The sequence below is a fragment of the Seohaeicola saemankumensis genome (assembly GCF_042678485.1).
GTDB lineage: Bacteria > Pseudomonadota > Alphaproteobacteria > Rhodobacterales > Rhodobacteraceae > Seohaeicola > Seohaeicola saemankumensis.
The window spans coordinates 609,800-635,048 of the sequence record NZ_JBHTKR010000001.1; the positions used below are offsets into that span (position 1 = coordinate 609,800).

The window sequence follows — 25,249 nt, forward strand, 5'->3', positions numbered from 1 at the left end:
TCTGGCCCCGTGGTTATCCACATATATGATCCCCGCGCAGGCCATAGCGCAAAGCGCACCTGCGGTCAATGAGAGCAGGGGATCAGGGCGTTGAGCGCATGATTCAGGTCGCGGGAAAGTGGCGGGCCACCGCGCCGGGCAGGTCCAGCACGGGCCGACGCAGCAGACCTTGCGCCTCAAGCGCGGCCAGATGCGCCGGTGTGGCGCTGCACACCTGATCGTAGAAGCGGCGCAAACCTGTCTCGCCCTCGGTCGCATGCAGGGTGCCGAACAGTTCGTGCAGGGTCAGGCCACCCTGATCGGCAGGGCGGTTGGGCTTCAATTCGGACCTGTAGCTGCCCTTGTCCAGCCGGTAATGGAAGGCGGCGATGAAATCCGCCCAGCTTTTGGCATGGCAATGCAGAAGGTCGGTGTCGGTCAATTCCTGCTGGCCGGGGTTCTGCACCTCGCTCACGGTGATGTTGTGGATATTCACCTTCAGGTCGGGCACGCCGGTGCGATAGATCATCTTGCCGGCCACATGGCTCAGGAAGCCTCCGTTCAGATGGGCGCCGTAATCGGGGTAAAGCGCCTCGGTCTGCCGGTTGCGCGTGGCGCGGTCCAGGGCAAAGGCCTTGGCGAAAAGGGGCTGGCCGGGGTCCTGCGGGGCCAGGGCCTCGATCGGGCGGATGCGCGCGCAGAGGCAATCCTGCGGCAGATCGGCCAACTGCGCGCCCAGCGGGCGGGCCGGCAGCAGGAACTCATCCACGTCGATATGGGCCAGCCAATCCAGATCGGACGCGCGGCCATAGGCGTGGCGGGCGTTCTCGAACTGGCGCGACTGGTGTTTGGCGCGCCGTTTCATGCCCAATGACTGCCAATAGGTGGCATCGGTCAGGACGGGCCGTATCTTGGGGTGGGTCTTGAGGATGCGAAAAGCTGCCTGGTTGTCGTCATCCAGATAGAGAAACAGACGGTGCGCCCCCAGTTCCAGGTGATGCGCGGCGAAGGCGCATATCGTGTCCACGGGTGCCTTGATGGTCGACACGATCCCCCATCGGGGCAGATGATCCGCATCGGGCATGGCGATCAACCTTTTGGAATTGCGCCGAAAACGCGCTTTATCTTCTGGTCGAGGTCCAGCGGCGCGCGCACCAGCATCCCATGCGCGTCCAATGCCTGCATCAGGCGGTCGGTGCCTTCGCAGACTTCGGTGAAGAAGCTTCGCAACCCGGCCTCTCCTTCTTCGTCGCGCAGCAGCTCAAGGATGTCGCGCAGGCCCAGCACCTCGTCGTCGGTCTTGCGGTAGGATCCTTGCGTCATGCGGAACGCCAGATGCTGCTGGAACGTATCCCAGTCGGGCGCATGGGCATGGCCCAGGATCACATCGGGCAGGGCCAAGCGGTTGCTGGCGGGATGCCCGTTCAGCAACAGCGCGTGCAGCCCGAGGCGGGTGCCGGGGATCCCGCAGCGCACGATCAATTTGCCCTCGCGGTGGCTGATGAAGCCGCCGCGCAGATGGCCGCCGAAATTGGGATAGATGTCTTCCAGCACCGCTTTTTCCTGTCCGGCATGGTGCGGGGTCAACTTGAAACGATCGGTGGTGCCTGCCAGCAATTCCGCCGGCGGCAGATGCACGGCCGCGATATCGGCGGGCAGGTTGGCCAGGGCAGGTGTCAGGGCCGTGGCGGAGAGGATGAATTCATCCACATCGACATGGGCCAGGAAATCCAGATCAGTGCGGTGATAGGTCTGGGTCGCGACCCAGGCCTGGCGCAGCTGATGGGCCTTCATGCGCGGTTTCTTCTGGCCCGACCACCAGGTGGCATCGCAGGTCGTGACCTCGATCCCGGGATGACGCGACAGGAAGGCCGCGGCCTCGGGGTGCGGCTCGTCCAGATGGATGTGCAGCCGATGCGCGCCCATGTCCAGATGATGCGCCGCGAATCCGGCGATCCGCGCAAGCGGCGCCTTGACCAGCGACACGGTGCCCCAGCGCAGCGTGTCGGGGTCGCGCGCCACGGCCCGCGCGGGTACCGGGATATGGGCAGAGGGGGCGGCATGGCCGCGCCTGGGGCGAATTCCCTCGGCTTTCTGTGCCTTTTCACGGTGCTGGCGCATCAGCCGCAAGCGGCGAAACACGGTGCGGTCATCGGCGATCAGCAGATCCAGCAGGTGGCGCGCCAGCGGGGCGATCACCGGATCGCCGTCCGAATCCTGCCACAGGCGGCCCAGCATGTTCACATCCAGACCGCCTGCCGCCAGGGCATAGGCATCCATCTGCATGGCCAGCGGCGGGATCTTGCGCTTGGACCAGTCGAAAGGCCGGGTGGGATCGGCACCGGAATAGACGCGCTCGGTTTCATAGAGCTTCATCATCGCGAACATCACGCTGATCGACTGGCCAAGGCGGCGCTGCGTTTCGGTTGCGCCATGATCGCCGAAAGTCGTGATGGCCGAGACCAGCCAGCGCGCATCGAGGCGTTGCAGCAACCAGTCCGATTCCTCGGCCCAAAGCCGCAGAAACAGCGGGCCGGCATGGTCAGGCGCGGTGCGGCGGCGCAGATGGGCGATCAGCAGCCCATGCAGCAGCATCAACGCGGGCAGGCCGTCGAATTCCTGGCTGAGTTCGCGCAGCTTGCGGGCATAGGTGGATTTCGATCCCTCGACAGACAGGGCGCGCCCGTCCACCCGCGCCAGCTTGAGCGGGGCAAGATCGACATCAAGCGGGGGCAGCGCCTCGCCATCCTCATAGGTGAAAGGATCGCGCCGCCCCTCCATCTGGGTCAGGATGGCGGCGAAACCGCCGGGATAGGTGGGGGCACTGGTATCACTCATGCCGCATAGAATGGTCAGCTGCGGGGCGCCGCGCAAGCCCGCGCCGAGGGGCGCAAGGCAGATTGTGCCGCGCTGCGGCCCGGCTGCAATGGCGCGCCGCGGCCAGCTTGCGTCAGACCATCATTTCCTTGGTCGCGGTCAGCGTCACATCCGGGTAATCGCGTTCGATACGGTCGATGTCCCATTGCAGCCGCGTCAGATAGACGATGTCGCCATCATGGTCATGCGCGATATGCTGCTTGTTGACATTCACAAACTTTTCAACGGCTTGTCGGCTGCCGCTGACCCAGCGCGCCGATGTGAACTGCGACGGCTCGAAGCGGACGGGAAGCCCGTATTCCAGCTCGATCCGGCTGGCCAGCACCTCGAATTGCAGGGCCCCCACGACGCCGACGATAAAGCCCGATCCGAAGGCCGGCTTGAACACCTTTGCCGCACCTTCTTCGGCGAATTGCATCAGCGCCTTTTCCAGATGCTTGGCCTTCATCGGATCGCCCGCGCGGCAGGTTTGCAGCAATTCGGGCGCAAAGGACGGAATGCCCGTCACGCGCAGCGCCTCGCCCTCGGTCAGCGTGTCACCGATCCGCAATTGCCCGTGGTTCGGGATGCCGATGATGTCACCGGCCCATGCCTCTTCGGCCAGCTCGCGGTCCGAGGCCAGGAACATCACCGGGTTGCTGATCGTCATCGGTTTCTTGCTGCGCACATGGGTCAGTTTCATGCCCCGGATGAAATGCCCCGAGGCCAGCCGCACAAAGGCCACACGGTCGCGGTGCTTGGGGTCCATGTTTGCCTGAACCTTGAAGACAAAGCCTGTGACCTTGGGTTCTTCAGGCAGGATCATGCGTGGCTCGGCGCGCTGCGGCTGCGGCTCTGGCCCCAGGGTGCCGATGCCGTCCATCAGTTCCTTGACCCCGAACGAGTTGATGGCAGAGCCGAACCAGATCGGCGTCATGCTGCCGTCCTGCACCGCCTTGATGTCCAGCGCGGGCAGCAGTTCGCGCGCCATCTCGACCTCTTCGCGCAGCTTGTCCAGCAGGGCGGCGGGCACGTGATCGCCCAGGCGCGGATCGTCCAGCCCGTTGATCTCGATCGATTCCGCAACCACGTTGCGGTCGGCGCGGTCCATCAGCTCCAGCCGGTCGCGCAGCATGTCGTAGCAGCCGATGAAGTCGCGCCCGGTCCCGATGGGCCAGCTGGCCGGCGTCACGTCGATGGCCAGGTTTTCCTGGATCTCGTCGATGATGTCGAAGGTGTCGCGGCTTTCGCGGTCCATCTTGTTGCAGAAGGTCAGGATCGGCAGATCGCGCAGGCGGCAGACCTCGAACAGCTTGCGGGTCTGGCTTTCCACACCCTTGGCCCCGTCGATCACCATCACGGCCGCATCCACCGCCGTCAGCGTGCGATAGGTATCCTCGGAAAAGTCGCTATGTCCGGGTGTGTCGACAAGGTTGAAGCGGAACGTCTTGAAATCGAACGACATCGCCGATGCCGAGACCGAAATGCCCCGGTCCTTTTCCATCTGCATGAAATCCGATCGCGTCCGCCGCGCCTCGCCTTTGGCGCGGACCTGTCCGGCCATCTGGATCGCACCGCCGAACAGCAGGAATTTTTCAGTCAGCGTGGTCTTGCCGGCGTCGGGATGCGAGATGATCGCAAAGGTCCGGCGGCGGGCAATCTCGGGCGGCAGGGCGGGGCGGTTCGGGGCGGTGTCCAACATGAGCGCGCGTATAGGCAGGCGCGCGCGCAAAGGCAAGGAAATCAGGCGCGTCTCAGCCCAGCGACGCGCGGCGCAGGGCTTCGGCCGCATCAGGCATGTCCAGCAACTGTTTCGAGACTTCGAAACCGTCGACGCTGCCGGATTGGTGGCCACCCGGCTTTTGCACCAGCGCTTCGGCCAGGTCCGCAGGCAGGGCGGGCTGGGTGCGTTTGTCCAGCATCAGGGTTTCGGCCGCGATCCCTTCTGCGTAGATGATCTGGTGCCGGTCGAACAGGATCTGGAAATAATCGACAAAGCCGCCTTCCTGGCGAGAGACGGTGACGCCGTTGACAAGATGGCGCGCGCGCACCAGCAGTTCGGCGCGCCCCGCGCCCAGGATATCCGCGCGCTGATAGATGAACAGCCGGTGATCGGGGCTGACAAGCAGGTCATTGGCATTGTGCAGCGTGCCCGCCTTGATCAGGATCGGCGCCTGTTCACCGCTGGCGCGCAGCGTCGTCAGACCGATCCAGCGGATTTCCTGCGGGCCGTCGTCGCGGGTCAGGATCAGGTCGCCGGGGCGCAGATCCTCGATCGGGCGCTGCTCGCCCGAGGCCATGGTGATATGGGTTCCGCGCGCGAAGGACACGCAGGCGATCTGGGCCAGGCGGGTCACGGCATTCTGGGTGTCGATGGTCACCAGCGTATAGCGGAGCTTGGGCTGAAGGGGGACCAGCGGCAGGGCATGCACCTCGGTCACGTCACCCGCGGCATCGACTTCGACCAGCACAAGGATCTCGGTTGTCTCGCCATCCTGCGACATGAAGGTCAGGCTGCTGTCCAGATGCACGAGTGCGCCGGGCTGTCCCGCCACCGAATCCAAGGCGACGCGGAACCGCGCGGGACCCTCGGGGACAAGGGACAGGCGGCGTGTGGCGGCGTTGCGCCCCAGGGCATAGGTGTCGTCGTGGATCAGGTCGTCGGCAAAGGACAGCGGATCATCCAGATTGGCGCCTGCCACGACCCGAAAGGCGGCCGCCGGCATGACGGGCACCGCAAAGGCGGTTTCGGACAGGTCGGAAGGTTTGTACGTATCCATCATGTTCCGGGCAACCTATCGGCTATCAACTGGTCAGTGTCTTGATACTTGTGAACGGGCCTGTGCCCGGGACCCGCGCGTCATGAAGATGCCTTGTGGCGCGGATCCTCTGGAGGATTAGAATAGGATTATGTCACGACGCGGTCAACGCTCTGGCCTTTTGCTGGCATTTCCTTGCGCGGCAATGCTAGTCAGGGCGCACCGGGCCGGCCGGACAAGGGTCCGGGCAGCGAAAAAAGGAGAAAGACATGGATCTGGGGATCAAGGGAAAACGCGCGCTGGTCTGTGCGTCAAGCAAGGGATTGGGTCTTGGCTGTGCCCGCGCCCTGGCCGAGGCGGGCGCGCATCTGGTGATGAATGCGCGCGGTGTCGAGGCGCTTGAGGCGGCGGCAGCGGCGATCCGCGAGGATTTCGGTGTCGAGGTCGAGACGGTCGCCGCAGATGTGACCACCGAGAACGGCCGCGCCGCCGTGATCGAGGCCGCATCGGGTGTGGATATCCTTGTCACCAATGCAGGCGGTCCCCCGCCGGGTCTGTGGTCCGACTGGGACCGTGACGATTTCATCCGCGCGCTCGATTCCAACATGCTGACGCCGATCGCGCTGATGAAGGCGCTGATGCCCGGCATGATCGATCGCGGCTGGGGCCGTGTCGTCAACATCACCTCGCAATCGGTCAAGGCCCCGATTCCGCAGCTGGGCCTCAGCAATGCCGCGCGCACCGGGCTGACCGGCTATGTCGCGGGCACCGCGCGCCAGGTGGCGGGCAAGGGCGTCATCATTAACAACCTGCTGCCCGGTATCCATGCCACCGACCGCGCCGATGCGCTGGATGGCGGCGTGGCCAAGGCGCAGGGCATCTCCCTGGACGAGGCGCGCACGCGCCGCGCCGCCACGATCCCGGCGGGCCGCTATGGCACCGCCGCGGAATTCGGCGCGGCCTGCGCCTTTCTCTGCTCGGTCCATGCGGGCTTCATCGTGGGGCAGAACATCCTGCTGGATGGTGGCGCGACGAACGCCACGATCTGATCGCACCCGCGGCGCGCCCGGTTCTTCTTGCTGCAAATATCCTCGGGGGGTGTTGAACGCAGTTCATCATCGGGGGGCGGACAGCCCCCCGTCCTGCGGGCGGGCCTCCGCAACAGGCTTGCGGCGCGGCGCGGGCCCTGATAATCCCCTTTCCCGACTGTATTGATCGGAAATAGCCGCGTGCCAGACTCCCCGACACAGACCGCCCCGCGTGCCGCAGCCCCCGTGCCACGGCTCGAGATCCGCAATCTGCGCCGCCAGTTCGACGGTGTGGCGGTTGTCGATGACGTGTCCCTCAGGGTCATGCCGGGTCAGGTGACCTGTCTGCTGGGCCCGTCAGGCTGCGGAAAGTCCACGACGCTGCGGATGATCGCCGGGGTCGAGATGCAGGACACGGGCGAGATCTGGGTCGATGGTTCGCTGATCTGCGACACGGTGTTCCGGGTGCCCCCCGAACGCAGGGCGATCGGGTTGATGTTCCAGGATTTCGCGCTTTTTCCCCATCTCAGCGTGGCCGAAAACGTGGCCTTCGGGCTGAGCGGCCCGCGCGAGGCGCGCCGCGCCAGGGTCGAGGAACTGCTGGGCCGCGTCGGCCTGCGCCGCTTCATCGACGCCTATCCGCATTCGCTGTCGGGCGGCGAACAGCAGCGCGTCGCGCTGGCGCGCGCGCTGGCGCCGCGCCCGCGGATCATGCTGATGGACGAGCCGTTTTCCGGTCTGGACAACCGCCTGCGGGATGACATTCGCGACCAGACGCTGGAGATCCTGAAACAGGAGGACGCCGCCGTCCTGCTGGTCACGCATGAGCCCGACGAGGCGATGCGCATGGCCGACGAGATCGCGCTGATGCGCGCGGGCCGCATCGTGCAGCAAGGCGCGCCCTACAATATCTACAACGCCCCCAAGGACCGTGACGCGGTGGCGTTCTTCAGCGATATCAACGTGATCCGGGGCACGGTGCGCGGCGCGCTGACCAATACGCCCTTCGGCCAGTTCCTGGCCCCCGGCGTGCCGGACGGGGCCGCCGTCGAGATCGTGATCCGCCCGCAGCATATCAAGATCGACCTGGACCGGGGCGGGCGCGGCCCCAACCCCACGGTGCAGGACGGTGTCGCCGCGCGGGGCGAGGTGATGCGCGCGCGTTTCATGGGCAGCGAAAGCCTTGTCGAGATCCGGATGGATCACGACGGCTCGATCCTCAAGGCGACGGTGCCCAATGTCTTTCTGCCCCAGCCCGGCAAGCCGCTTTGGCTGATGATCCGGCGGGATCGCTGCTTTGTCTTTCCGGTGCGCTGACGCGGGCGCGGGGTCCTGGCAGGGCGGGCGGATGCCTCCGGCGGGGATATTTCGGGCAAGAAGAAACAGCGGGCAGGGAATAGGCGGATTGTGGCGCGCGTTATCAGGGTCAGGGCGCAAAAACCCCTGATCCGCGCCGCTTTGGTCCTTCCAACCGGCGCGGTTCGTCATTAGATGTGTTGGGTGATGGCAGCGGCGGCGCCGACCGCACGGGGCCAAGCAAGGGAGAAATGCTATGCTGAACAATATCGGACTTCCGGGTCTTCTGCTGATCGCGGTGGTCGTGCTGGTGCTTTTCGGGCGCGGCAAGATCAGCTCGCTCATGGGCGAGGTTGGCAAGGGGATCACAGCCTTCAAGAAGGGCGTGAGCGACGGTTCCAAGGAACTGGAGGATGGCACCGGCGAAGTTGCGCGCGATGTCACCCCCGAGAAAGAGAAAGACAAGGTCTGATCCATGTTCGACCTTGGCTGGACCGAGCTTCTGCTCATTGGCGTCGTCGCGTTGATCGTGGTGGGGCCGAAAGACCTGCCGGTGCTGTTCCGTAATGTCGGGCGCTTTGTTGGCAAGGCGCGGGGCATGGCACGGGAATTCAGCCGGGCAATGGAAGATGCGGCAGATGAGACCGGCGTGCGGGATGTCGCCAAGAGCCTCAAGACCGTGGCCGACCCCAAGAAGATGGGGCTGGACAAGATCCGCGAAGCCACGGACGAGCTGAAATCCTGGAAGCCCGGCACCGAGACCGCCAAGCTGGCGGCCGAACGTGCCGAGGCCGCGGCCAAGCTGCGCGAACAGACCAGCGCGAAGGCGGTTTCGGCCAAGGCCGAGGCGGCGCGCACGGCTGCCGATACCGCCCAGGCGGCTGCGGCCAAAGCGCCATCGAAGGCGTCGAAACCGGCCGCTGGCAAGACCGCCAAGCCCGCAACACCAGCTGCGGCCCAGCCCAAAGCCGCAGCGGCGGCAAAGCCGGCTGCGAAACCCCGGAGCAAGGCAAAAGCTGCCGATCCGACGTCTCAAGAGTAGATCATGACCAATCAAGACGAGATCGAAGACAGCAGCGCACCGCTGATCGAGCATCTGGCAGAGCTGCGCACGCGGCTGATCCATTCGGCGGTGGCCTTCATCATCGCCATGGTGATCTGCTTCACGGTCTGGAACCCGATCTTCAACTTCCTGACCCATCCGCTGTGTTCGGCCATGGCCGAGCGTGGTCATGAGGATTGCGGACTGATCCTGATCCGGCTGCAGGAAGGTTTCTTTGTCGCCGTGTCGATCTCGCTTCTGGGGGGGCTGATGCTGTCCTTCCCCTATATCGCCTATCAGCTGTGGCGCTTCGTGGCGCCGGGGCTTTACAAGTCAGAAAAGGGGGCATTCCTGCCTTTTCTTCTGGCCTCGCCCTTCATGTTCTTCCTTGGCTCGGCCTTTGCCTTTTACGTCGTCACCCCGCTGGCCTTCGATTTCTTCCTGGGCTTCCAGCAGCCGGGCACGATCCTGGGGGATCAGGCGCCGGCAGGCAATGCGGTGGCGGGCATCGCCTTCCAGGGCTCGGCCCAGGAATACCTGAGCCTGACCATCAAGTTCATCGTTGCCTTCGGTCTGTGCTTCCAGTTGCCGGTCTTGCTGACTCTGATGGGCAAGGCGGGGCTGGTCAGTTCTGAAGGTCTGGGCAATGTGCGCAAATATGCCGTGGTCGCGATCCTGATCCTGGCGGCGCTGGTGACCCCGCCCGATGTGATCACCCAGGTGATCCTGTTCGTCGTGGTCTACGGGCTTTACGAGATTTCGATTTTCCTGGTGCGCCGCGTCGAAACCCAGCGCGAGGCGAAGTTGCGTGCCGAGGGGTATTACGACGACGAGGATGAAGATCCGCTGATGCGTGAGTTCGACGAGGATCTGGCACGCGATGCAGAGGCCGAGGACAAGAGCAAGTGAGCGGAAAGACCCTGAAACGTATCGCCGAGGCGTTGGAGCGGCTGGCACCGGCGCCCGTTGTGGCCCCCGATTTCGACGCGGCCGAAGCGTTTGTCTGGCATGTCGAACCTGACCGGCTGGAACCTGTGCCACAGGTGGCGCGTGTCGCGCTGGATCTGCTGGTCGGCGTGGACCGCGCCCGCGATACGCTGCTGGAGAACACGCTGCATTTCGCGAAGGGGCTTCCGGCGAACAATGCCCTTCTGTGGGGCGCGCGCGGCATGGGAAAATCCAGCCTTGTCAAGGCGGTGCATGCCGCTGTTCGGGCACGGGGCCTGCCCCTCAAGCTGGTCGAGCTGCAACGCGAAGACCTGCCTTCGGTGGCGCGTCTGCTGAACATGTTGCGGACCCGGCCGGAACGGTTCGTGCTGTTCTGTGACGACCTGTCGTTCAGCCATGACGATCAGCATTACAAGTCGCTCAAGGCGGTGCTGGATGGCGGGATCGAAGGCCGGCCCGAGAACGTGCTGTTCTATGCCACGTCGAACCGGCGCCACCTGATGCCGCGCGACATGATCGAGAATGAACGCTCCAGCGCGATCAACCCTTCGGAAGCCGTCGAGGAGAAAGTCTCGCTTTCGGATCGGTTCGGGCTGTGGCTGGGGTTCCATGCCTGCGATCAGGATCAGTTCCTGGACATGATCCGTGGCTATTGCACGGCTTTCGGGATCACGCTGCCCGAGGATCAGCTGCGCGCGGAAGCGATCGAATGGCAGGCCACGCGCGGATCACGTTCGGGCCGCGTGGCCTGGCAATTCGTGACCGATCTTGCCGGACGCCACGGGATCAGCCTGACCGGAGCCTGAGCGCCTTGGGCCTGCCCCGGCCGCGCGCCAGCGGTCAGCGCGGCGCCAGGTAAGGTGTGGGATCGACGCTGTCGAAGCCTTTGCGGACCTCGAAATGCAGGTAATTCGAGCTGCCCGCGCGGATCTGCGCGATCTTCTGGCCCCGCGTGACCTTGTCGTCCTTCTTGACCGTCGCGCCTTCGACATTGGCATAGACCGTCAACAGGTTGTCCGGGTGCCTGATCACGATGATCGGAACCTGATCGGCGCTGGCGGTGATGGCGGCGACTGTGCCGGCTTCGGCGGCCACGATGGGCGTGCCCGAGGGGGCCTGAATATCAAGCCCCTCGTTCTTGCCTTTCTGGTAATCGCGGATGACCGAACCCTGCACAGGTGTTGCCAGCTGCGCGTTACGTGCGGCCGGGGTCTGGGTTGCGCCCAGGTTGGGCGCGGCGGTGGCCGGTGCGGGCGTGGCTGCGGCGGGCGGGGTCGCCGCCGGCAGGGGCGTGGCAGAGGATGGCGGCACCGGCGTCACCGACCCTGTACCGGGTGCCGCGACAACGGCGGCGGGGCGCGCGGGCGCTTCGGCATCCGGCACGGGGATCAGCAGATACTGGCCCTCGCGGATGGTGTAATCGGGGCCCAGACCGTTCCATTCGGCCAGCGACCGGACGGATACATTATAGAGCCGCGAGACGGTAAAGGCGGTTTCCCCGCGCACGACCTTGTGGCGGGTGGGTTCAAGTCCGACCTGCGGGCGCACGGCAGCGGCCGCAGGCGTTGCGGCAGATGTGGTCGCGCCAGCGGCCGGGGGCAGGGTCGTGGTGCTGACAGACGATCCGCCCGCGCGGTCGATCGCACTGCTGGCCAGGGCGGTGATGTCGGTGCCCGGCGGCTGGATCGCGCCGAAGCCGCCGGTTGCGGGCGAGGGTTCGGCAACCCGGCGCGGCAGGGCCACGATCTCGTCCGGGCGCAACGGGTCGGCGGGGCGCAGGCCGTTGAAACGGGCCAGCTCGTCAGGGCTGACGCCCACGCGGGTGGCCAGATCGGTAACGGTATCGCCTTGGCGCGCCACGGCCACCTGGTAATTCGGATAGGAGATGACGCCGCGCGCATCGGGTGCCGGGCGATTGGCCACGGGCTGCCGCGAGGCTTCGGCGGTATCAAGCGTATTGCCGAAATTGCCGCGCAAGTCGAAATCCAGCGGCCTGTCGCAGGCTGCCAGAAGGCCAAGGGCGGTTCCGGTCAGGATCGCGCGGCGCAGGAATTGCCCCGCGGGCAGGGCATGACGGTCAAGGCGGCTGGTATGGGGCATCTCGATTTCCTCTGTCCTGCCCCTTGTGCCGGGGCTTTCCTTATGGCGTCGCAATCCCCAGGGCATCTGGGGCAGTGTCCCGTCGTCTGTGCCAGACCGGCGCCGTTTGCCTGTCAGTCCCGGCGCTGGTCTGTCGTTTCAGTCGCGTCCCAGCCCTTCGACCAAAGGCACGAAGCGGACGGGTCGCAATTCATCATAATCGAACCCGGTCTCGTGACGGGTCACGCGGATCAGGCTTTGTACCGTGTCGGACTGACCGACCGGCAGAACCATGATACCCCCGATTTTCAACTGGGCCAAGAGGGGGCCGGGCGGGTCCTCGGCGGCGGCGGTCACGAGAATGCGATCAAACGGCGCCTGATCTGGCAGGCCATGGCTGCCATCGGCGGTGAAGGCCGTGATATTGCTGAGTTGAAGCGCATCGAACAGCACGCGCGCCTCCTGCACCAGGCGGCGGTGACGGTCGACCGTGTAGACCCGCCGCGCCAACTGCGCGAGGATCGCGGCCTGATACCCCGACCCCGTACCCACCTCGAGCACGGTATCGCGCGGGCTGACCTGGAGGGCCTGTGTCATGAGGCCCACGACAGAGGGCTGGCTGATAGTCTGGCCACAGGCGATGGGCAGCGGCATGTCTTCATAGGCGCGTTCGGCAAAGAGGCCGCGGATGAAGGGGCCGCGGTCGATCTTTTCCATGGCGGTCAACACACGGCTGTCCGTCACCCCCTTGGAGCGCAGGGCATAGAGGAACTGCATCTTGCGTTCCGCCTCGTCGCTCATTCGATGCCTTTCAGCTGATCCAGAAGGTCATGCGCGGTCAGGTCCGCGCGCATCGGCGTGACCGAGATATAGCCATCCAGGTTCACGGCGGCATCGGTGCCGGGCAGGGTCGGCACATGCTGCTCGCCGCCCTTGATCCATAGAAAGCGCCGCCCCGAGGGGGACAGGTGCGGTTCCACCGAAAAGCGGGTGTTGCGGCGAAAGCCCTGCGGAACCACCCGCGCGCCGCGCACGGCTTCGGCCAGGACCGGGGGAAAGTTGATGTTGTAGAAGACCCGGTAATCGGTGTCGTCTTCGATGCGCGGCGTGGCCGCCAGCAGCTTGCGGATCAGGGCGGGGCCATGCACGGCGGCGGCCTCGAACGGATCGGGCGCGGCGAAATTCGACGGGCCCAGATATTGCGACAGGGCCATGGCCGGGATGCGTTGCAGCGCGGCTTCCATCGCGCCGCCCAGCGTGCCCGAATAAAGCGCATTCTCGGCCGAGTTGTTGCCCCGGTTGACACCCGACAGCACCAGGTCGGGGCGGGCATCTCCCATGACGTCATGAATGCCCGCCAGCACGCAATCTGCCGGGCTGCCTTCGGCGGCAAAGCGGCGCTCGCCCAGTTTGGCGATCATCATCGGATGGGTGTAGCTGATGCAATGGGCGACGCCCGATTGTTCAAAGGCGGGGGCCACGACCCAGACCTCGCCATCCGGTCCGGCAAGATCGGCGGCGATACGTTCCAGAACGGCCAGACCCGGTGCGTTGATCCCGTCATCATTGGTAATGAGAATGCGCATGCCTGCCCCGTTTCACCTTTTTTCATGGTGTAGAGGAGCAGGGCGTCAGGGGCAAGAAGGCAGGGCAGGGAAAGCTTGCCCTGGCATCAGGCCTTCGCGGTCGGTTCCCAATCGTCATAGTCGGGCACGATATGTGTGCCAAAGGCCGTCAGCGTCAGCAGATCGCCATCACGCGACAACTGGCCCCTGTCCAGAAGATCAAGGATCGCCTGCCGCGCCGCCGTCCGATCGATTTGAAGGGCCGACGCCAGCAAGCCGACCGCCTGGTCAATGTCGATCTGTCCGTTCGTTTCGGCCGTCTGCATGGTCAGTTCGAACAGGCAGCCATGCAGATGCCAGCCCACCTGCCTTGCGGTTTCGGCCACATAGTTCGGATCGACCCAAAGAAAAAAGTCGGGCTTCTTGTTCATTTTCGGACTCACATCACTCGTTACACGTCGACTGTCTGCTTGCGGATGACCAAGGCGCACCAGCGTGATCAAGGCGTGATCAGGGCGATGGCAGGTGCCTGTCGTTCAAACGGGCCGTTTCTTGCCCGACTGCAAGGTCTTGCTTTTGCGGGCCTGCGTTCAGCCCAGGCTGGCCAGAAGGCGCGCGGCCTCGTCTCGGGGATGGGCCAGCGGCGCACGGTCTTCGCCGGGGAAAAAGCGGGCGCGCGTGGCGGTGGCCATGGGGGCAGGGGTCAGCACATGCACGCGTGGCCCGGTCTTGAGGGTCTCGGCCGCCCAGCTTCGCGCCAGGGCGATCTGTGCGGCCTTGGTCGCGCCATAAGCGCCGAAGAATTTCTGCCCTGCGCGCGGATCGTCAAAGAACAGCGCGCTGCCCTGTTCGCCCAGCAAGGGGGCGATATAGGGGATCAACTGGCCCGTGGCGGTCACGTTGCAGGCCACCGATTTGTCCCAGTCGCGCGCGTCGATGACGTTGGCGGGCGACAGCGGGGCGGCATGTACCGCCGTATGCGCCCAAAGGTCGATCTGGCCCCAGCGGTCATGGATCGACCGGCACAGCTGCGCCATGGCATCGGGCTTGGTCACGTCCATGGGCGCCAGCGTCGCCTGGCCACCGGCCGCCTTGATGCGGTCGTCCAGCTCTTCTAGGGCGCCCGTGGTGCGGGCGACGGCCACGATATGATGGGTGGCGGCCAGGGCTTCGGCCAGGGCGGCGCCCAGCCCGCGCGAAGCTCCGGTGATGAGGGCGATCTTGTCGGACATCTCTGCTCTCCTTGCGGGATGCGGTCCTGCCGGGTTTGGGCGAGCGCGGGGCCAAGGTCAAGGGGGCATGCCCTGCGCGCGCCGACCCCTGCGCGCGAGACGCCCCCCGATCAGGGCATGGCCAGGGCTTGCGTCTCGCCATCGCGGCTCAGATGGATCAGCCCCGGTTCGATGACCAGAAGCGTGGCCTGTCCGATCCTGTCGCCGGGACGGACCTGGGTGATTGTCCCGTCGCCCGCGCGGATCAGCGCGCGCGATGCGTCGCCGGCCACGACCGTGCCCAGAAGGGTGATGCCGTGCAGCGGCAAGACCCCTTCCAGCGTGGCCGCGCCTTCGGTCTTGGGTGTGGTCGGGGTGGTGTCGTCGGTGGTGCTCATGCCTGTGTCGCGCCTTGTTCAAGGTCTTTTCCGCTGCGCGATCTGCCATGGTTGGGCGGGCAGGGAAAGGGCCACCGCGCGTCGCCCCTGAAGGTTCGGCGGCAGCTTGCCTGTCTGGTGACGGGATGGGCGTGGTTTCGCGCGCAGCGGCCAGGGCGGCTGCGACGGATTGTCAGGGTGCCTTGCGCGGGCGGACTTGTCGGCGATCTGGGGGCTATTCGGCCGCCTTCAGCTGAAAGCCCTTTTCGATCATGTCCGAGGGCGCAACCGGGTATTCCCCCGAGAAACAGGCATCGCAATACTGCGGACATTTCGCATTGCGCCCCTGCGCCTCGCCCACGGCGCGATAAAGCCCGTCCAGCGAAATGAACTTGAGGCTGTCGACCGCAAGATGTTCGCGCATTTCCTCTTCCGACATGGTGGCGGCCAGCAGCTTGTCGCGCTGCGGTGTGTCCACACCGTAGAAACAGGGCCATGATGTGGGCGGGGAAGCGATGCGGAAATGCACCTCCTTGGCGCCCGCATCCAGGATCATTTCCTTGATCTTGCGGCTGGTGGTGCCGCGCACGACCGAATCGTCCACGAGAATCACCCGCTTGCCGCGGATCAGGGCGCGGTTCACGTTCAGCTTCAACCGCACACCCATGTTGCGGATGCTCTCGGTAGGTTCGATGAAGGTCCGGCCCATATACTGGTTACGGATGATGCCCATGCCATAGGGTATGCCGCTTTCATGGGCAAAACCGATGGCCGCGGGCGTGCCGCTGTCGGGCACCGGGCAGACAAGGTCCGCATCCTGCGGCGCTTCGCGGGCCAGTTCCACACCGATCTGGCGGCGCGTCTCATAGACCGAACGCCCGCCGATGATGCTGTCGGGGCGCGAGAAATAGACATGTTCGAAGATGCAGAAGCGTGGGGATTGCTTGCGGAAGGGAAAGCGGCTTTCCAGCCCGTTCTTCTGGTCGATCACGACCATTTCGCCGGGTTCGATCTCGCGGATGAATTCGGCGCCGATGATGTCCAGCGCGCAGGTCTCGGATGACAGCACCCATCCATCTGCGATCCGGCCCAGCACCAGCGGGCGCACGCCAAGCGGGTCGCGCACACCGATCAGCTTGGTGCGGGTCATGGCAACCACGGAAAAGGCGCCTTCAACCCGGCGCAGCGCGTCTTCCATGCGCTCCGCGATATTGCGCTGCAGGGACCGCGCCATCAGGTGGATGATGCATTCGCTGTCGCTGCTGGACTGGAAGATCGAGCCGCGCTCGATCAGCTCGCGGCGCAGGGCATCGGCATTGGTGATGTTGCCGTTATGGGCAATCGCGGCCCCGCCTACGGAAAATTCGCCGAAGAAGGGCTGCACGTCGCGGATGACGGCGCCTTTCGATCCGGCGGTGGAATAGCGCACATGCCCGATGGCCAGGGGGCCGGGCAGCGTCTGCATCAGTGTCTGCGAGGTGAAGCTGTCGCGCACATAGCCAAAACGGTGGGCCGAGTTGAAGCCATGTTCGGGATGGTGGCAGACGATCCCGCCCGCCTCCTGGCCGCGATGCTGAAGCGCGTGCAGGCCGAGGGCCACGAAATTGGCCGCATCGGTCACGCCAAGCACGCCGAAGACGCCGCATTCCTCGTGCAGCTTGTCATCGCTCTCATCGCCATAGGCGTCGAAATCGAAAGGATGGGCGGGAGGCATCTGTTTGGACAAGGCAGGCTCCGAATCCGTAGGGCTTGGCACAGCCCCCTCTTACGGGGTCCGCGCGGCAGTGTCACGAAAGGATCACACTGGCAAAGGGCTCACATGTCCGGCATCGCGTCGCAAACCCCGCTTCAGCCCGGAATTCGGGCTGTTTATTGCGGGGTCTCGCAGACGCTTACCAGGGATTCATATTGCTGCGCGATCCATCCCAGCGCCTGATCGGGGTTCCGTTCCCCGATCTGGCCGGTCAGGTTGGCAAAGACCCGCGCCGAACGGCTGTCGTCGATCATCGCGATCTCTTGTGCCGATACCACGGTTTCATAGGCAAAGAAGGCAACGGCGACCAACAGGATGCCACGCAGCACCCCGAACAGAAAGCCCGCGCCCTGATCCAGCCCGCCCAGAACCGAGCGTTGCACCAGACTGGAAAACAGCGGCGTGAACAGGGATGTGACCACAAGGGCAATGGCAAAGACCGCGCCGAAGGCCGCGATGATGGACAATTCGCAACTGTCGGCGATCATCGCGCCCACAACCGGGATTTCCTTGACCAGCGGCTGCACCTGCGGCGCAAACATGAAGGCCAGCAGTGCCGACACGATCCAGCCGACAATCGCCAGTGACTCGCGCACGAAGCCGCGGCTATAGGCCAGCAGCGCCGAGACCACGATGATCGCGGCCACCACGCCGTCGATAAGGGTAAAGCCTTCCATGTCGTCCCGTTCCTTGCCTTGTGACGCTTAACCCGCGCCGAATACTTCACCTACAAAGGCGGTCAGATCACCCATGCGTGTCAAGGTCATACCGCTGTCCGCGCCGGGTTTGCCACCCGAAGGCGCGATGGCTGCTGTGAAACCAAGTTTTTGAGCCTCTTTCAACCTGTTTTCAGTCTGACTGACCGGTCGCAGGGCCCCGGACAGGCTGATTTCGCCGAAAATCACCGTTTCCGCCGGCAAGGCCGCGTCCTCGCGCGCACTGAGCAGGGCCGCGGCGACCGCCAGGTCGGCGGCGGGTTCGGTCACTTTCATGCCGCCCGCCACGTTCAGATAGACGTCAAGCCCGGTAAAGGGAATGCCGCAGCGCGCCTCCAGCACCGCCAGGATCATCGCCAGACGCCCGCCATCCCAGCCCACGACCGACCGGCGCGGTTGTGAATGGGGCGAAGGGGCCACCAGCGCCTGAAATTCGACCAGCAGCGGGCGCGTGCCCTCGACCCCCGCAAAGACAACCGATCCGGGGCTGGGTTGACCGCGTTCGGACAAAAACAGCGCGGATGGGTTCACGACCTCGGCCAGACCCGCGCCCGTCATTTCGAACACGCCGATCTCGTCCGCGGGGCCGAACCGGTTCTTGACCGCGCGCAGGATGCGGAACTGATGCCCGCGCTCGCCCTCGAAATAGAGGACCGTATCGACCATATGCTCGACCACGCGGGGGCCCGCGATCTGCCCGTCCTTGGTGACATGACCCACAAGGATCACCGACATGTTGCGCGTCTTGGCGAAGGTCGTCAGCTCATGCGCGGCGGCGCGCACCTGGCTGACCGATCCCGGCGCGCTTTCGACATTGTCGGCCCACATGGTCTGGATCGAATCGATCACGGCCAGTTGCGGCTTTTCAGCCTCCAGCGTTGTCAGGATGTCGCGCAGGTTGGTGGCGGCCGCCAGTTGCACCGGCGCATCCGCCAGCCCAAGCCGCTGCGCCCGCATCCTGACCTGGGCCGAGGCTTCCTCGCCCGAGACATAGATCGTCTTGAGCCCCGCCTGCGCGAAGCGCGCCGCGGCCTGAAGCAGCAGCGTCGATTTGCCGATGCCCGGATCACCCCCCACCAGAATGGCGCTGGACGGGACCAGCCCGCCGCCCAGAACGCGGTCCAGTTCGGATATGCCTGAATTGGTGCGCGGGGGCGGGGCCTCTTCGGTTGCCAGATCCGTCAGGCGGATCGGCGCGCCACGCCTGGCGCCCAGCGATTTCGACGCGGGGCCCGCCGACAGCGGTGCCTCTTCCACGATGGTGTTCCAGGCCCCGCAGGCGTCACAGCGCCCGGACCATTTGTTGAAGGATGCGCCGCAAGCGTTGCACGAGAAACTGTTGGATTTTGCCATGCGTCAGTGATGCCCCAGCCGCGCGGGGCGGTCAAACCCTCAATGCGGGGGCAGGGGTGCGGTTCTGCCGCGCGGACCCGCCGCAACGGTCACCTGATCGCGTTTTCGCGGGCTATTATTTCCAGTTAAGAAACAATAGCCGTAACTGACCATCAATGTTTCGTTTCAAGCTGCGATATGATCCATGAGGCCAGCACGCAGAAGGTGAACAGGTACAGCCCCCATCCAACCTCCAACCGGCCCACACCCATGCCCTTGGCCAACACGATGTAGAGCGCGACAAGGAAAATGTCGGCCATGGCCAGACGGCCAAGGACCGTGACCACCGGCATCAGCCGCCGGGGCAGCCTGCGGGCCTGGATCAGCGCAAGGCCAAGGGTCTTCAGGATCGGCGCCACCAGCGCGAAGACCGCCACCACGACGGCCAGAAACACATCCTCGGCCCATAGTGCGCGCAGCCCCGAGATGACCGAGATATCGCGCCCGCCGAAGAAGGGCAGCACCTGCGCGTGCAGCAGAGGGGCAACCCAGGCCACCGGATAAAGCAGCAGAAGCGACAGGTTGGCGATCCGCAAGATCATGTGCATGGCCCCAGTCAGACCCGTCCCCGCGCTGCGGTCAAGGTCGATCTGCCAGGCTGCGTCACGCGCTGGCCAGCCATAGAGCGCACAGGGCTGCCAGCAGCAGAAGGTGCAGCAGGTCGATCCAGCGCCAGCGCGTTCCGGCCAGAAGGCCCGAGCCCAGCATCAGCGCAGAGGCCACCAAGGGCAGCGCCATGCCATTGCCCGCGTTGGCCAGGGCATAGGCGGCCTGCGCCGCGGTGCCGCCGCTCAGCCCCAGCAGCGGCGGAACAAAGCGCGCGGTGATACCCGCAAGGGCCACAAGCAGCGCCAAAACCGCCATGGCCCGTGCGGGGCCGGACGCGACCAGTGCGCGCAACAGGGCCAGCAGCAGCAAGGCGGGAAGATACAGCGTTGTCTTGACGGCCAGAAAGGCCAGAAGGATCGGGCTTGGCTCGAACAGCGGGCTCATCGCACCGCCTCGATCGGCCCCTCTGCGCGGCCGTGGATGAACTGGTCCACGTAAGGATCGCCCGATGCGTCCATCTGCGTGACCGGGCCTGTCCATTTGATGACCCCCTCATGCAGCATCGCGACATTGTCGGCGATGGCACGGACCGATGACATGTCATGGGTGATGGTCATGGCGGTCGCGCCCATCTCGGTCACGATCTCGCGGATCAGTTCGTTGATCACGCCGGCCATGATCGGGTCCAGCCCGGTCGTGGGTTCGTCGAAAAAGATGATCTCGGGCGCGGCGGCGATGGCGCGGGCCAGGCCCACGCGCTTTTGCATCCCGCCCGACAATTCGGCAGGCAGCTTGTCGGCCACGTCCGGTTTCAGGCCGACGCGGCGCAGCTTTTCGATCGCGATCTCGCGGGCCTCGTCCTTGGGACGCTTGAGCGCGCCGCGCATCAGCCGGAACGCCACGTTCTGCCAGACGGGCAGCGAATCGAACAGCGCGCCGCCCTGGAACAGCATCCCGAACCGCGCCAGAAAGGCGTCACGGTCGCCCCGGCGCACATCCGCGCCATCCACTTCGATCATGCCGCTGTCCGGTGTCGCCAGGCCAAGGACGCATTTCAGCATCACCGACTTGCCCGTGCCCGACCCGCCGATGATCACCATCGACGTACCCTTGGGCACATCAAGGTTCACCCCTTGCAGCACACGGTTGGACCCGAAGGCCTTGTGAACGTCGGTCAGCCTGATCATGCCGAGAAAAACGCCTCCGTCAGCAGGAAGTTGGCGGCCAGGATCAGCACGGCGGCGGCCACCACGGATCCCTTGGTCGCCCGTCCCACGCCCATCGCGCCACGCGCGGAATTCATGCCGTAATAGCAGCCCATCAGCGCGGCGATGAAGCCGAAGACCGCACCCTTGGCCAGCGACGAGACGATGTCCCGCATCTCGAGGAAATCGGCGGTATTCTTGAGGTAGGTGGTCGCGTTGAAGCCCAGCCTTTCGGTTCCCACAAGGAAGCCGCCGTAGATCCCGATCACGTCGCCCACGCCCACCAGCAGCGGCATCACCAGCGTCGCCGCCAGAACCCGGGGCAGGGTCAGGTATTTCATCGGATGGGTGGATAGCGTGACCAGCGCGTCGATCTGCTCGGTCACCTTCATCGTGGCGATCTCGGCGGCGATGCTCGATGTGACCCGCGCCGCGATCATTAGACCCACCAGCACGGGGCCAAGCTCGCGCACCATGCCGATGGCCACGATCTGGGGCACGACGGCCTCGGCCGAGAAGCGCGACCCGCCGGCATAGATCTGCAAGGCCAGCGCGCCCCCGGTGAACAGTGCAGTCATCCCGACCACCGGCAACGAGAAATAGCCGATCTGCATCAGGGCATGGCCGAATTCGCGCGGATAAAAGGGCGGCCGCACAAGGTGGCTGATCGTCTGCGCGGTAAAGATGGCAAACCGCCCGATGGCGGCCAGAAGCACCATGACCGAACGGCCCAGCCGGGCGATGGGCGACAGCAGGTTCATGCGCCACTATAGCGCCGCTGATAGCGCCGCCCCAGTGATGTCAGGATCTCGTAGCCGATGGTGCCGGCCAGGTCCGCCAGCGTATCGACGGTCTGAACATGGTTCAGCAGATCCAGCGCTGCCGGCGTTTCGGACAGGCCGGTGATGTCAACGGTGATCAGGTCCATCGATATCCGCCCGCGCACCGGGCAGGGCGTATCGCCCGCGTAAAGGGTCAAGCCCCTGGACAGCGCCCGGTGGATGCCATCGGCATAGCCCGCCGCAACGGTGGCCAGACGGATCGGCTGCGTGGCGGTCCAGGCATTGCCATAGCCCACGGTTTCGCCCGCTTCCACCACGCGGGTCTGGATCACGGGCAGGCTGACATGGGCCACGGGTTGGGCCTGCGCGAAGGGCGCGCCACCGTAAAGCCCGATGCCGGGACGGGTCAGGTCGAAATGATAGGCGGGCCCCAGCAATATGCCGCCCGTCGCAGCCAGCGAACGCGGCACATCCACCCCGTCCGTCATAGCGCGGAAACTGGCCAGCTGGGCCGCGTTCATCGGATGATCTGGCTCGTCCGCGCAGGCCAGATGCGACATGAGCAGGGTGATGTTCTGCGCCAGCGCGATGTCGCGCAGGCCCGCCCATTCGGCGGGCTCCATCCCCAGCCGGTTCATGCCGCTGTCCAGCTGCACCCCGAAAGGATGCCCCGGCAACGCCTCGACATGGCGCAGCATCTGGTCGATGGAATTGATCATCGGCGTCAGATGCAGGTCATGGATGCGGTCCGTATCGCCCGCCATATGCCCTGAAAAGACGTTGATTTCTGGGCCTGGCCCCAATGCCTCGCGCAGCTCGGCCGCCTCTTCCGTCACGGCCACGAAGAAGCGCCGCGCGCCCGCCCGCGCCAGAGCGCGCCCCACGCGGCCCGCGCCCAGCCCATAGGCGCCCGCCTTGATCACGGCGGCGGTTTCGACACCCGACCCCGAGGCAGCATCAAGCGCCCGCCAATTGGCGGTCAGCGCGTCAAGATCAATGGTCAGGCTGGCTGCGGTCATGGCGTCGTTGTGGCATGCAGGCTTCCAAGGTCAAGGCCAAATCGGACGGCGCGCGCCCGGCAGGCCGCGCGAATGGATATTTTTTGCAAGAAGAAGCAGGAAGGCGCCGCGTGCTTCTTCTTGCGTCAAATATCCTCGGGGGGAGTCCCGCAGGGACGGGGGGCAGACAGCCCCCCCGCGCGCCCGTTTCAGAATCCCACGTCCTCGCCGCTGCCCTGCTGCCAGGGCTTGACCAGGTTGCCGAAGCGGGTGAAGCGGCCCTCGAAGCTCAGTTCGACGGTGCCGATGGGGCCGTGGCGCTGCTTGCCGATGACGACCTCGGCCTTGCCGTGCAGGCGTTCCATTTCGGCCTGCCAGGTGGCCATCTTTTCCAGCTCGTGATCGCCCGGCTTCTCGCGTTCCTTGTAGTATTCCTCGCGGAACACGAACATCACCACGTCGGCGTCCTGTTCGATCGAGCCGGATTCGCGCAGATCGCTCAGCTGCGGGCGCTTGTCCTCGCGGTTTTCGACCTGGCGGCTGAGCTGCGACAGTGCGATCACGGGGATGTTCAGCTCCTTGGCGATGGCCTTGAGGCCCATCGTGATCTCGGAGATCTCGTTGACCCGGTTCTCGGACTTACCAGCGCCGCGCACCAGCTGAAGATAGTCCACGATCAGCAGGTCCAGCCCATGGGTCCGTTTCAGGCGGCGGGCGCGGGCGGCCAGCTGGCTGATCGGCAGGGCCGGGGTGTCGTCGATATAGAGCGGGCAGGCCTCGAGCGATTTGGCGGCTTCGACAAAGCGGCGGAACTCGCCCTCGGTCATGTCGCCGCGCCGGATCTGTTCGCTGGGCACTTCGGCCGCTTCGGACAGGATCCGCGCGGCCAGCTGTTCGGCGCTCATTTCCAGGCTGTAAAAGCCGACAACGCCGCCTTCCACCGTGCCTTCATGCCCGTCGGGCAGCATGCCGCGCTTGTAGGCCTTGGCCACGTTGAAGGCGATGTTGGTCGCCAACGATGTCTTGCCCATCGACGGACGGCCCGCCAGGATCAGAAGGTCGGACTTGTGCAGGCCGCCCAGTTTCTTGTCCATGTCCATCAGGCCGGTGGAGATGCCCGCCAGCCCGCCTTCACGCTGATAGGCCGCGTTGGCCACGTTCACCGCATCTGTAACCGCGCGCAGGAAGGACACGAAACCCGAATCCGCCTTGCCCTGTTCGCTGAGCTTGTAGAGCGCCTGTTCCGCCTCGACGATCTGTTCGCGCGGCTCGGATGCGATATCCACCTTGGCGGCCTTGGCCACGATGTCGCGCCCCAGCCCGATCAGTTCGCGCCGGATCGCCAGGTCATAGATCATCTGCGCGTAATCGCGCACCGCATAGGCCGAGATCGCCGCGCCCGCCAGCCGCGCCAGGTAGGCCGGCCCGCCCAGTTCCTCGAGCCCCGAGTCGCCGTCGAAAAACGCCTTCAGCGTGACGGGCGAGGCCAGGTTGTTCTTGGCGATACGGGCGGCCGCCACCTCGAAGATGCGCGCATGTACCGGGTCAAAGAAATGCTGTGCCCCGATGATCTGTGCGACACGGTCATAGACGTCGTTATTGGTCAGGATCGCGCCCAGCAATTGCTGCTCGGCCTCGATCGAGTGGGGCATCGTGTCGGGGTCCTGGACAACGGTGCCGGTGGCGTTGAATGCGGTTATCGTGTTCATGATCGTCCCTGTCATCCCAAGCCAGTGTCATAGAAAGCGCGAAGGCCGAGAGCAAATTGTATGTTTCTGGGGATAGGCTGTGCATATCCCTGACCCTGTCCGAACCATACCGCATCATGCGGCCTGCGGGGGGCGCAGGTCAACATGTTGATGATCTGACGGCCATGCCTGCGCGGTGCGACGCCGGCCTGACCCCTGTCCGACTTGTGGCTGGCCAGTGCCCGCCCGCTGCCTGCCCGTTGCGCGTCCGCTGCCGGATGGCTGTGCGTCGCGGGTCCTTTCGGCCGCTGCCAGGCGCGCGCGTTACTTTCCGGCGCGGGCCTCGCGCCAGGCGTCGGGGGCGGTCAGGAAGGCCTCGACCTCGACCATGGTCGCCTCGTCGAAGGCGCCCGAGGCGCGCGCCTCGGCCAGAACATCCCACCAGGTGCACAGGTAATGCAGCGCGACCCCATGATCGGCCAGCACCTTTTCGGTCTGCGGGAAGATCCCGTAGTAGAAGATCACCGCAGTATGCCCGCAGGATGCGCCGGTTTCGCGAATCGCATCGACGAAGCTGAGCTTGGAGCCGCCATCGGTGGTCAGGTCCTCGACCAGCAGCACGCGCTCGCCCTCGGTCATCGCGCCCTCGATCCGGGCGTTGCGGCCGTAACCCTTGGGTTTCTTGCGCACATAGGTCATCGGCAGGGCCATGCGTTCGGCCACCAGCGCGGCAAAGGGAATGCCCGCCGTCTCGCCACCCGCGATGTTGTCGAAAGCCTCGAAACCGGCGTTGCGCATTACCGTGACGGTCAGGAAATCCATCAGCGTGGCGCGGATGCGCGGATAGGAGATCAGCTTGCGGCAATCGATATAGACCGGCGAGGGCAGACCGCTGGCGAAGATGAAAGGCTCGTCCGAGTTGAAATGCACGGCCTTGATTTCCAGCAGCATCCGCGCGGTCAGGCGCGCCATTTCCTGCGCGGAAGGGTAGGAGGAGGGAATCATGAGCGTGTCCTTCTGATCGGC

The 25,249-nt window shown here is 65.2% G+C and carries 26 protein-coding genes; 6 read left to right on the plus strand and 20 right to left on the minus strand.

Annotated elements, in window-relative coordinates:
* Positions 1-103: 103 nt before the first annotated feature.
* The 4 genes from ACFQ3C_RS02885 to ACFQ3C_RS02900 form a co-directional block, all read right to left on the minus strand.
* On the minus strand, positions 104-1,063 hold the full coding sequence (locus ACFQ3C_RS02885; protein ID WP_380788922.1) for a glycosyltransferase family 2 protein: 960 nt from the start codon (positions 1,061-1,063) through the stop codon (positions 104-106).
* 5 nt (positions 1,064-1,068) lie between these two features.
* Positions 1,069-2,817, minus strand: a complete 1,749-nt coding sequence (locus ACFQ3C_RS02890) for a glycosyltransferase family 2 protein (protein ID WP_380788923.1) — start codon at positions 2,815-2,817, stop codon at positions 1,069-1,071.
* 112 nt (positions 2,818-2,929) lie between these two features.
* Positions 2,930-4,537, minus strand: coding sequence for a peptide chain release factor 3 (locus ACFQ3C_RS02895; RefSeq protein WP_380788924.1), 1,608 nt, complete (start codon positions 4,535-4,537; stop codon positions 2,930-2,932).
* A 52-nt stretch (positions 4,538-4,589) separates the two neighbouring features.
* Positions 4,590-5,615, minus strand: a complete 1,026-nt coding sequence (locus ACFQ3C_RS02900; RefSeq protein ID WP_380788925.1) for a Hint domain-containing protein — start codon at positions 5,613-5,615, stop codon at positions 4,590-4,592.
* Positions 5,616-5,863: 248 nt separating this feature from the next.
* On the opposite strand from ACFQ3C_RS02900, the gene ACFQ3C_RS02905 reads away from it, so the two are divergent.
* From ACFQ3C_RS02905 to ACFQ3C_RS02930, 6 genes are all read left to right on the plus strand, one after another.
* Positions 5,864-6,643: an SDR family oxidoreductase gene (locus ACFQ3C_RS02905; protein WP_380788926.1), complete on the plus strand. Its 780-nt coding sequence runs from the start codon at positions 5,864-5,866 to the stop codon at positions 6,641-6,643.
* Between the two features lie 180 nt (positions 6,644-6,823).
* Entirely contained in the window at positions 6,824-7,939 is a 1,116-nt protein-coding gene (locus ACFQ3C_RS02910) for an ABC transporter ATP-binding protein (RefSeq protein WP_380788927.1), read from the plus strand.
* Between the two features lie 235 nt (positions 7,940-8,174).
* Positions 8,175-8,390, plus strand: a complete 216-nt coding sequence (locus tag ACFQ3C_RS02915; protein WP_380788928.1) for a twin-arginine translocase TatA/TatE family subunit — start codon at positions 8,175-8,177, stop codon at positions 8,388-8,390.
* Positions 8,391-8,393: 3 nt separating this feature from the next.
* Positions 8,394-8,960, plus strand: coding sequence for a Sec-independent protein translocase protein TatB (gene tatB, locus ACFQ3C_RS02920; RefSeq protein WP_380788929.1), 567 nt, complete (start codon positions 8,394-8,396; stop codon positions 8,958-8,960).
* Positions 8,961-8,963: 3 nt separating this feature from the next.
* Positions 8,964-9,869, plus strand: coding sequence for a twin-arginine translocase subunit TatC (gene tatC, locus ACFQ3C_RS02925; protein ID WP_380788930.1), 906 nt, complete (start codon positions 8,964-8,966; stop codon positions 9,867-9,869).
* Positions 9,866-10,714, plus strand: a complete 849-nt coding sequence (locus tag ACFQ3C_RS02930) for an ATP-binding protein (RefSeq protein ID WP_380788931.1) — start codon at positions 9,866-9,868, stop codon at positions 10,712-10,714. Before tatC ends, ACFQ3C_RS02930 begins: the two co-directional genes overlap by 4 nt.
* A 34-nt stretch (positions 10,715-10,748) precedes the next feature.
* On the opposite strand, the gene ACFQ3C_RS02935 is transcribed toward ACFQ3C_RS02930, so the two are convergent.
* The 16 genes from ACFQ3C_RS02935 to ACFQ3C_RS03010 form a co-directional block, all read right to left on the minus strand.
* Positions 10,749-12,008, minus strand: a complete 1,260-nt coding sequence (locus ACFQ3C_RS02935; RefSeq protein WP_380788932.1) for a peptidoglycan DD-metalloendopeptidase family protein — start codon at positions 12,006-12,008, stop codon at positions 10,749-10,751.
* A gap of 138 nt (positions 12,009-12,146) precedes the next feature.
* Entirely contained in the window at positions 12,147-12,788 is a 642-nt protein-coding gene (locus tag ACFQ3C_RS02940; protein ID WP_380788933.1) for a protein-L-isoaspartate(D-aspartate) O-methyltransferase, read from the minus strand.
* Entirely contained in the window at positions 12,785-13,573 is a 789-nt protein-coding gene (gene surE / locus ACFQ3C_RS02945) for a 5'/3'-nucleotidase SurE (protein WP_380788934.1), read from the minus strand. Before surE ends, ACFQ3C_RS02940 begins: the two co-directional genes overlap by 4 nt.
* An 86-nt stretch (positions 13,574-13,659) precedes the next feature.
* Complete coding sequence (locus ACFQ3C_RS02950) at positions 13,660-13,983, minus strand: hypothetical protein (protein WP_380788935.1); 324 nt, start codon at positions 13,981-13,983, stop codon at positions 13,660-13,662.
* A gap of 159 nt (positions 13,984-14,142) precedes the next feature.
* On the minus strand, positions 14,143-14,784 hold the full coding sequence (locus ACFQ3C_RS02955; protein WP_380788936.1) for an SDR family NAD(P)-dependent oxidoreductase: 642 nt from the start codon (positions 14,782-14,784) through the stop codon (positions 14,143-14,145).
* A gap of 110 nt (positions 14,785-14,894) precedes the next feature.
* Positions 14,895-15,161 (minus strand): amidophosphoribosyltransferase, encoded by a 267-nt coding sequence (locus ACFQ3C_RS02960; RefSeq protein WP_380788937.1) that lies wholly within the window; start codon positions 15,159-15,161, stop codon positions 14,895-14,897.
* A gap of 214 nt (positions 15,162-15,375) precedes the next feature.
* Entirely contained in the window at positions 15,376-16,854 is a 1,479-nt protein-coding gene (gene purF / locus ACFQ3C_RS02965) for an amidophosphoribosyltransferase (RefSeq protein WP_380789113.1), read from the minus strand.
* Positions 16,855-17,009: 155 nt separating this feature from the next.
* On the minus strand, positions 17,010-17,570 hold the full coding sequence (locus tag ACFQ3C_RS02970; RefSeq protein WP_380788938.1) for a CvpA family protein: 561 nt from the start codon (positions 17,568-17,570) through the stop codon (positions 17,010-17,012).
* Positions 17,571-17,597: 27 nt separating this feature from the next.
* Positions 17,598-18,962 (minus strand): DNA repair protein RadA, encoded by a 1,365-nt coding sequence (gene radA, locus ACFQ3C_RS02975; protein WP_380788939.1) that lies wholly within the window; start codon positions 18,960-18,962, stop codon positions 17,598-17,600.
* Positions 18,963-19,114: 152 nt separating this feature from the next.
* Positions 19,115-19,543 (minus strand): paraquat-inducible protein A, encoded by a 429-nt coding sequence (locus ACFQ3C_RS02980; protein ID WP_380789114.1) that lies wholly within the window; start codon positions 19,541-19,543, stop codon positions 19,115-19,117.
* Between the two features lie 61 nt (positions 19,544-19,604).
* Positions 19,605-19,994 carry a hypothetical protein gene (locus ACFQ3C_RS02985; RefSeq protein WP_380788940.1) on the minus strand — a complete coding sequence of 130 codons (390 nt, stop codon included), beginning with the start codon at positions 19,992-19,994 and terminating at the stop codon, positions 19,605-19,607.
* Positions 19,991-20,737 carry an ABC transporter ATP-binding protein gene (locus tag ACFQ3C_RS02990; RefSeq protein ID WP_380788941.1) on the minus strand — a complete coding sequence of 249 codons (747 nt, stop codon included), beginning with the start codon at positions 20,735-20,737 and terminating at the stop codon, positions 19,991-19,993. The genes ACFQ3C_RS02985 and ACFQ3C_RS02990 overlap by 4 nt, the downstream gene beginning before the upstream one ends.
* Positions 20,734-21,516 (minus strand): MlaE family ABC transporter permease, encoded by a 783-nt coding sequence (locus ACFQ3C_RS02995; RefSeq protein WP_380788942.1) that lies wholly within the window; start codon positions 21,514-21,516, stop codon positions 20,734-20,736. The genes ACFQ3C_RS02990 and ACFQ3C_RS02995 overlap by 4 nt, the downstream gene beginning before the upstream one ends.
* On the minus strand, positions 21,513-22,556 hold the full coding sequence (gene alr, locus ACFQ3C_RS03000) for an alanine racemase (protein WP_380788943.1): 1,044 nt from the start codon (positions 22,554-22,556) through the stop codon (positions 21,513-21,515). Before alr ends, ACFQ3C_RS02995 begins: the two co-directional genes overlap by 4 nt.
* A gap of 188 nt (positions 22,557-22,744) precedes the next feature.
* Positions 22,745-24,244, minus strand: coding sequence for a replicative DNA helicase (locus ACFQ3C_RS03005; protein WP_380788944.1), 1,500 nt, complete (start codon positions 24,242-24,244; stop codon positions 22,745-22,747).
* A 303-nt stretch (positions 24,245-24,547) separates the two neighbouring features.
* Positions 24,548-25,228 carry an orotate phosphoribosyltransferase gene (locus tag ACFQ3C_RS03010; protein WP_380788945.1) on the minus strand — a complete coding sequence of 227 codons (681 nt, stop codon included), beginning with the start codon at positions 25,226-25,228 and terminating at the stop codon, positions 24,548-24,550.
* Between the last annotated feature and the right edge of the window lie 21 nt (positions 25,229-25,249).

Bases quoted from the DNA above. Each gene is read 5' to 3' on its own strand.
- ACFQ3C_RS02885 (WP_380788922.1), bottom strand. From the start codon at position 1,063: ATGCCCGATGCGGATCATCTGCCCCGATGGGGGATCGTGTCGACCATC.
- ACFQ3C_RS02890 (WP_380788923.1), bottom strand. From the start codon at position 2,817: ATGAGTGATACCAGTGCCCCCACCTATCCCGGCGGTTTCGCCGCCATC.
- ACFQ3C_RS02895 (WP_380788924.1), bottom strand. From the start codon at position 4,537: ATGTTGGACACCGCCCCGAACCGCCCCGCCCTGCCGCCCGAGATTGCC.
- ACFQ3C_RS02900 (WP_380788925.1), bottom strand. From the start codon at position 5,615: ATGGATACGTACAAACCTTCCGACCTGTCCGAAACCGCCTTTGCGGTG.
- ACFQ3C_RS02905 (WP_380788926.1), top strand. From the start codon at position 5,864: ATGGATCTGGGGATCAAGGGAAAACGCGCGCTGGTCTGTGCGTCAAGC.
- ACFQ3C_RS02915 (WP_380788928.1), top strand. From the start codon at position 8,175: ATGCTGAACAATATCGGACTTCCGGGTCTTCTGCTGATCGCGGTGGTC.
- tatB (WP_380788929.1), top strand. From the start codon at position 8,394: ATGTTCGACCTTGGCTGGACCGAGCTTCTGCTCATTGGCGTCGTCGCG.
- tatC (WP_380788930.1), top strand. From the start codon at position 8,964: ATGACCAATCAAGACGAGATCGAAGACAGCAGCGCACCGCTGATCGAG.
- ACFQ3C_RS02935 (WP_380788932.1), bottom strand. From the start codon at position 12,008: ATGCCCCATACCAGCCGCCTTGACCGTCATGCCCTGCCCGCGGGGCAA.
- ACFQ3C_RS02940 (WP_380788933.1), bottom strand. From the start codon at position 12,788: ATGAGCGACGAGGCGGAACGCAAGATGCAGTTCCTCTATGCCCTGCGC.
- surE (WP_380788934.1), bottom strand. From the start codon at position 13,573: ATGCGCATTCTCATTACCAATGATGACGGGATCAACGCACCGGGTCTG.
- ACFQ3C_RS02950 (WP_380788935.1), bottom strand. From the start codon at position 13,983: ATGAACAAGAAGCCCGACTTTTTTCTTTGGGTCGATCCGAACTATGTG.
- ACFQ3C_RS02955 (WP_380788936.1), bottom strand. From the start codon at position 14,784: ATGTCCGACAAGATCGCCCTCATCACCGGAGCTTCGCGCGGGCTGGGC.
- ACFQ3C_RS02960 (WP_380788937.1), bottom strand. From the start codon at position 15,161: ATGAGCACCACCGACGACACCACCCCGACCACACCCAAGACCGAAGGC.
- purF (WP_380789113.1), bottom strand. From the start codon at position 16,854: ATGCCTCCCGCCCATCCTTTCGATTTCGACGCCTATGGCGATGAGAGC.
- ACFQ3C_RS02970 (WP_380788938.1), bottom strand. From the start codon at position 17,570: ATGGAAGGCTTTACCCTTATCGACGGCGTGGTGGCCGCGATCATCGTG.
- radA (WP_380788939.1), bottom strand. From the start codon at position 18,962: ATGGCAAAATCCAACAGTTTCTCGTGCAACGCTTGCGGCGCATCCTTC.
- ACFQ3C_RS02980 (WP_380789114.1), bottom strand. From the start codon at position 19,543: ATGATCTTGCGGATCGCCAACCTGTCGCTTCTGCTGCTTTATCCGGTG.
- ACFQ3C_RS02985 (WP_380788940.1), bottom strand. From the start codon at position 19,994: ATGAGCCCGCTGTTCGAGCCAAGCCCGATCCTTCTGGCCTTTCTGGCC.
- ACFQ3C_RS02990 (WP_380788941.1), bottom strand. From the start codon at position 20,737: ATGATCAGGCTGACCGACGTTCACAAGGCCTTCGGGTCCAACCGTGTG.
- ACFQ3C_RS02995 (WP_380788942.1), bottom strand. From the start codon at position 21,516: ATGAACCTGCTGTCGCCCATCGCCCGGCTGGGCCGTTCGGTCATGGTG.
- alr (WP_380788943.1), bottom strand. From the start codon at position 22,556: ATGACCGCAGCCAGCCTGACCATTGATCTTGACGCGCTGACCGCCAAT.
- ACFQ3C_RS03005 (WP_380788944.1), bottom strand. From the start codon at position 24,244: ATGAACACGATAACCGCATTCAACGCCACCGGCACCGTTGTCCAGGAC.
- ACFQ3C_RS03010 (WP_380788945.1), bottom strand. From the start codon at position 25,228: ATGATTCCCTCCTCCTACCCTTCCGCGCAGGAAATGGCGCGCCTGACC.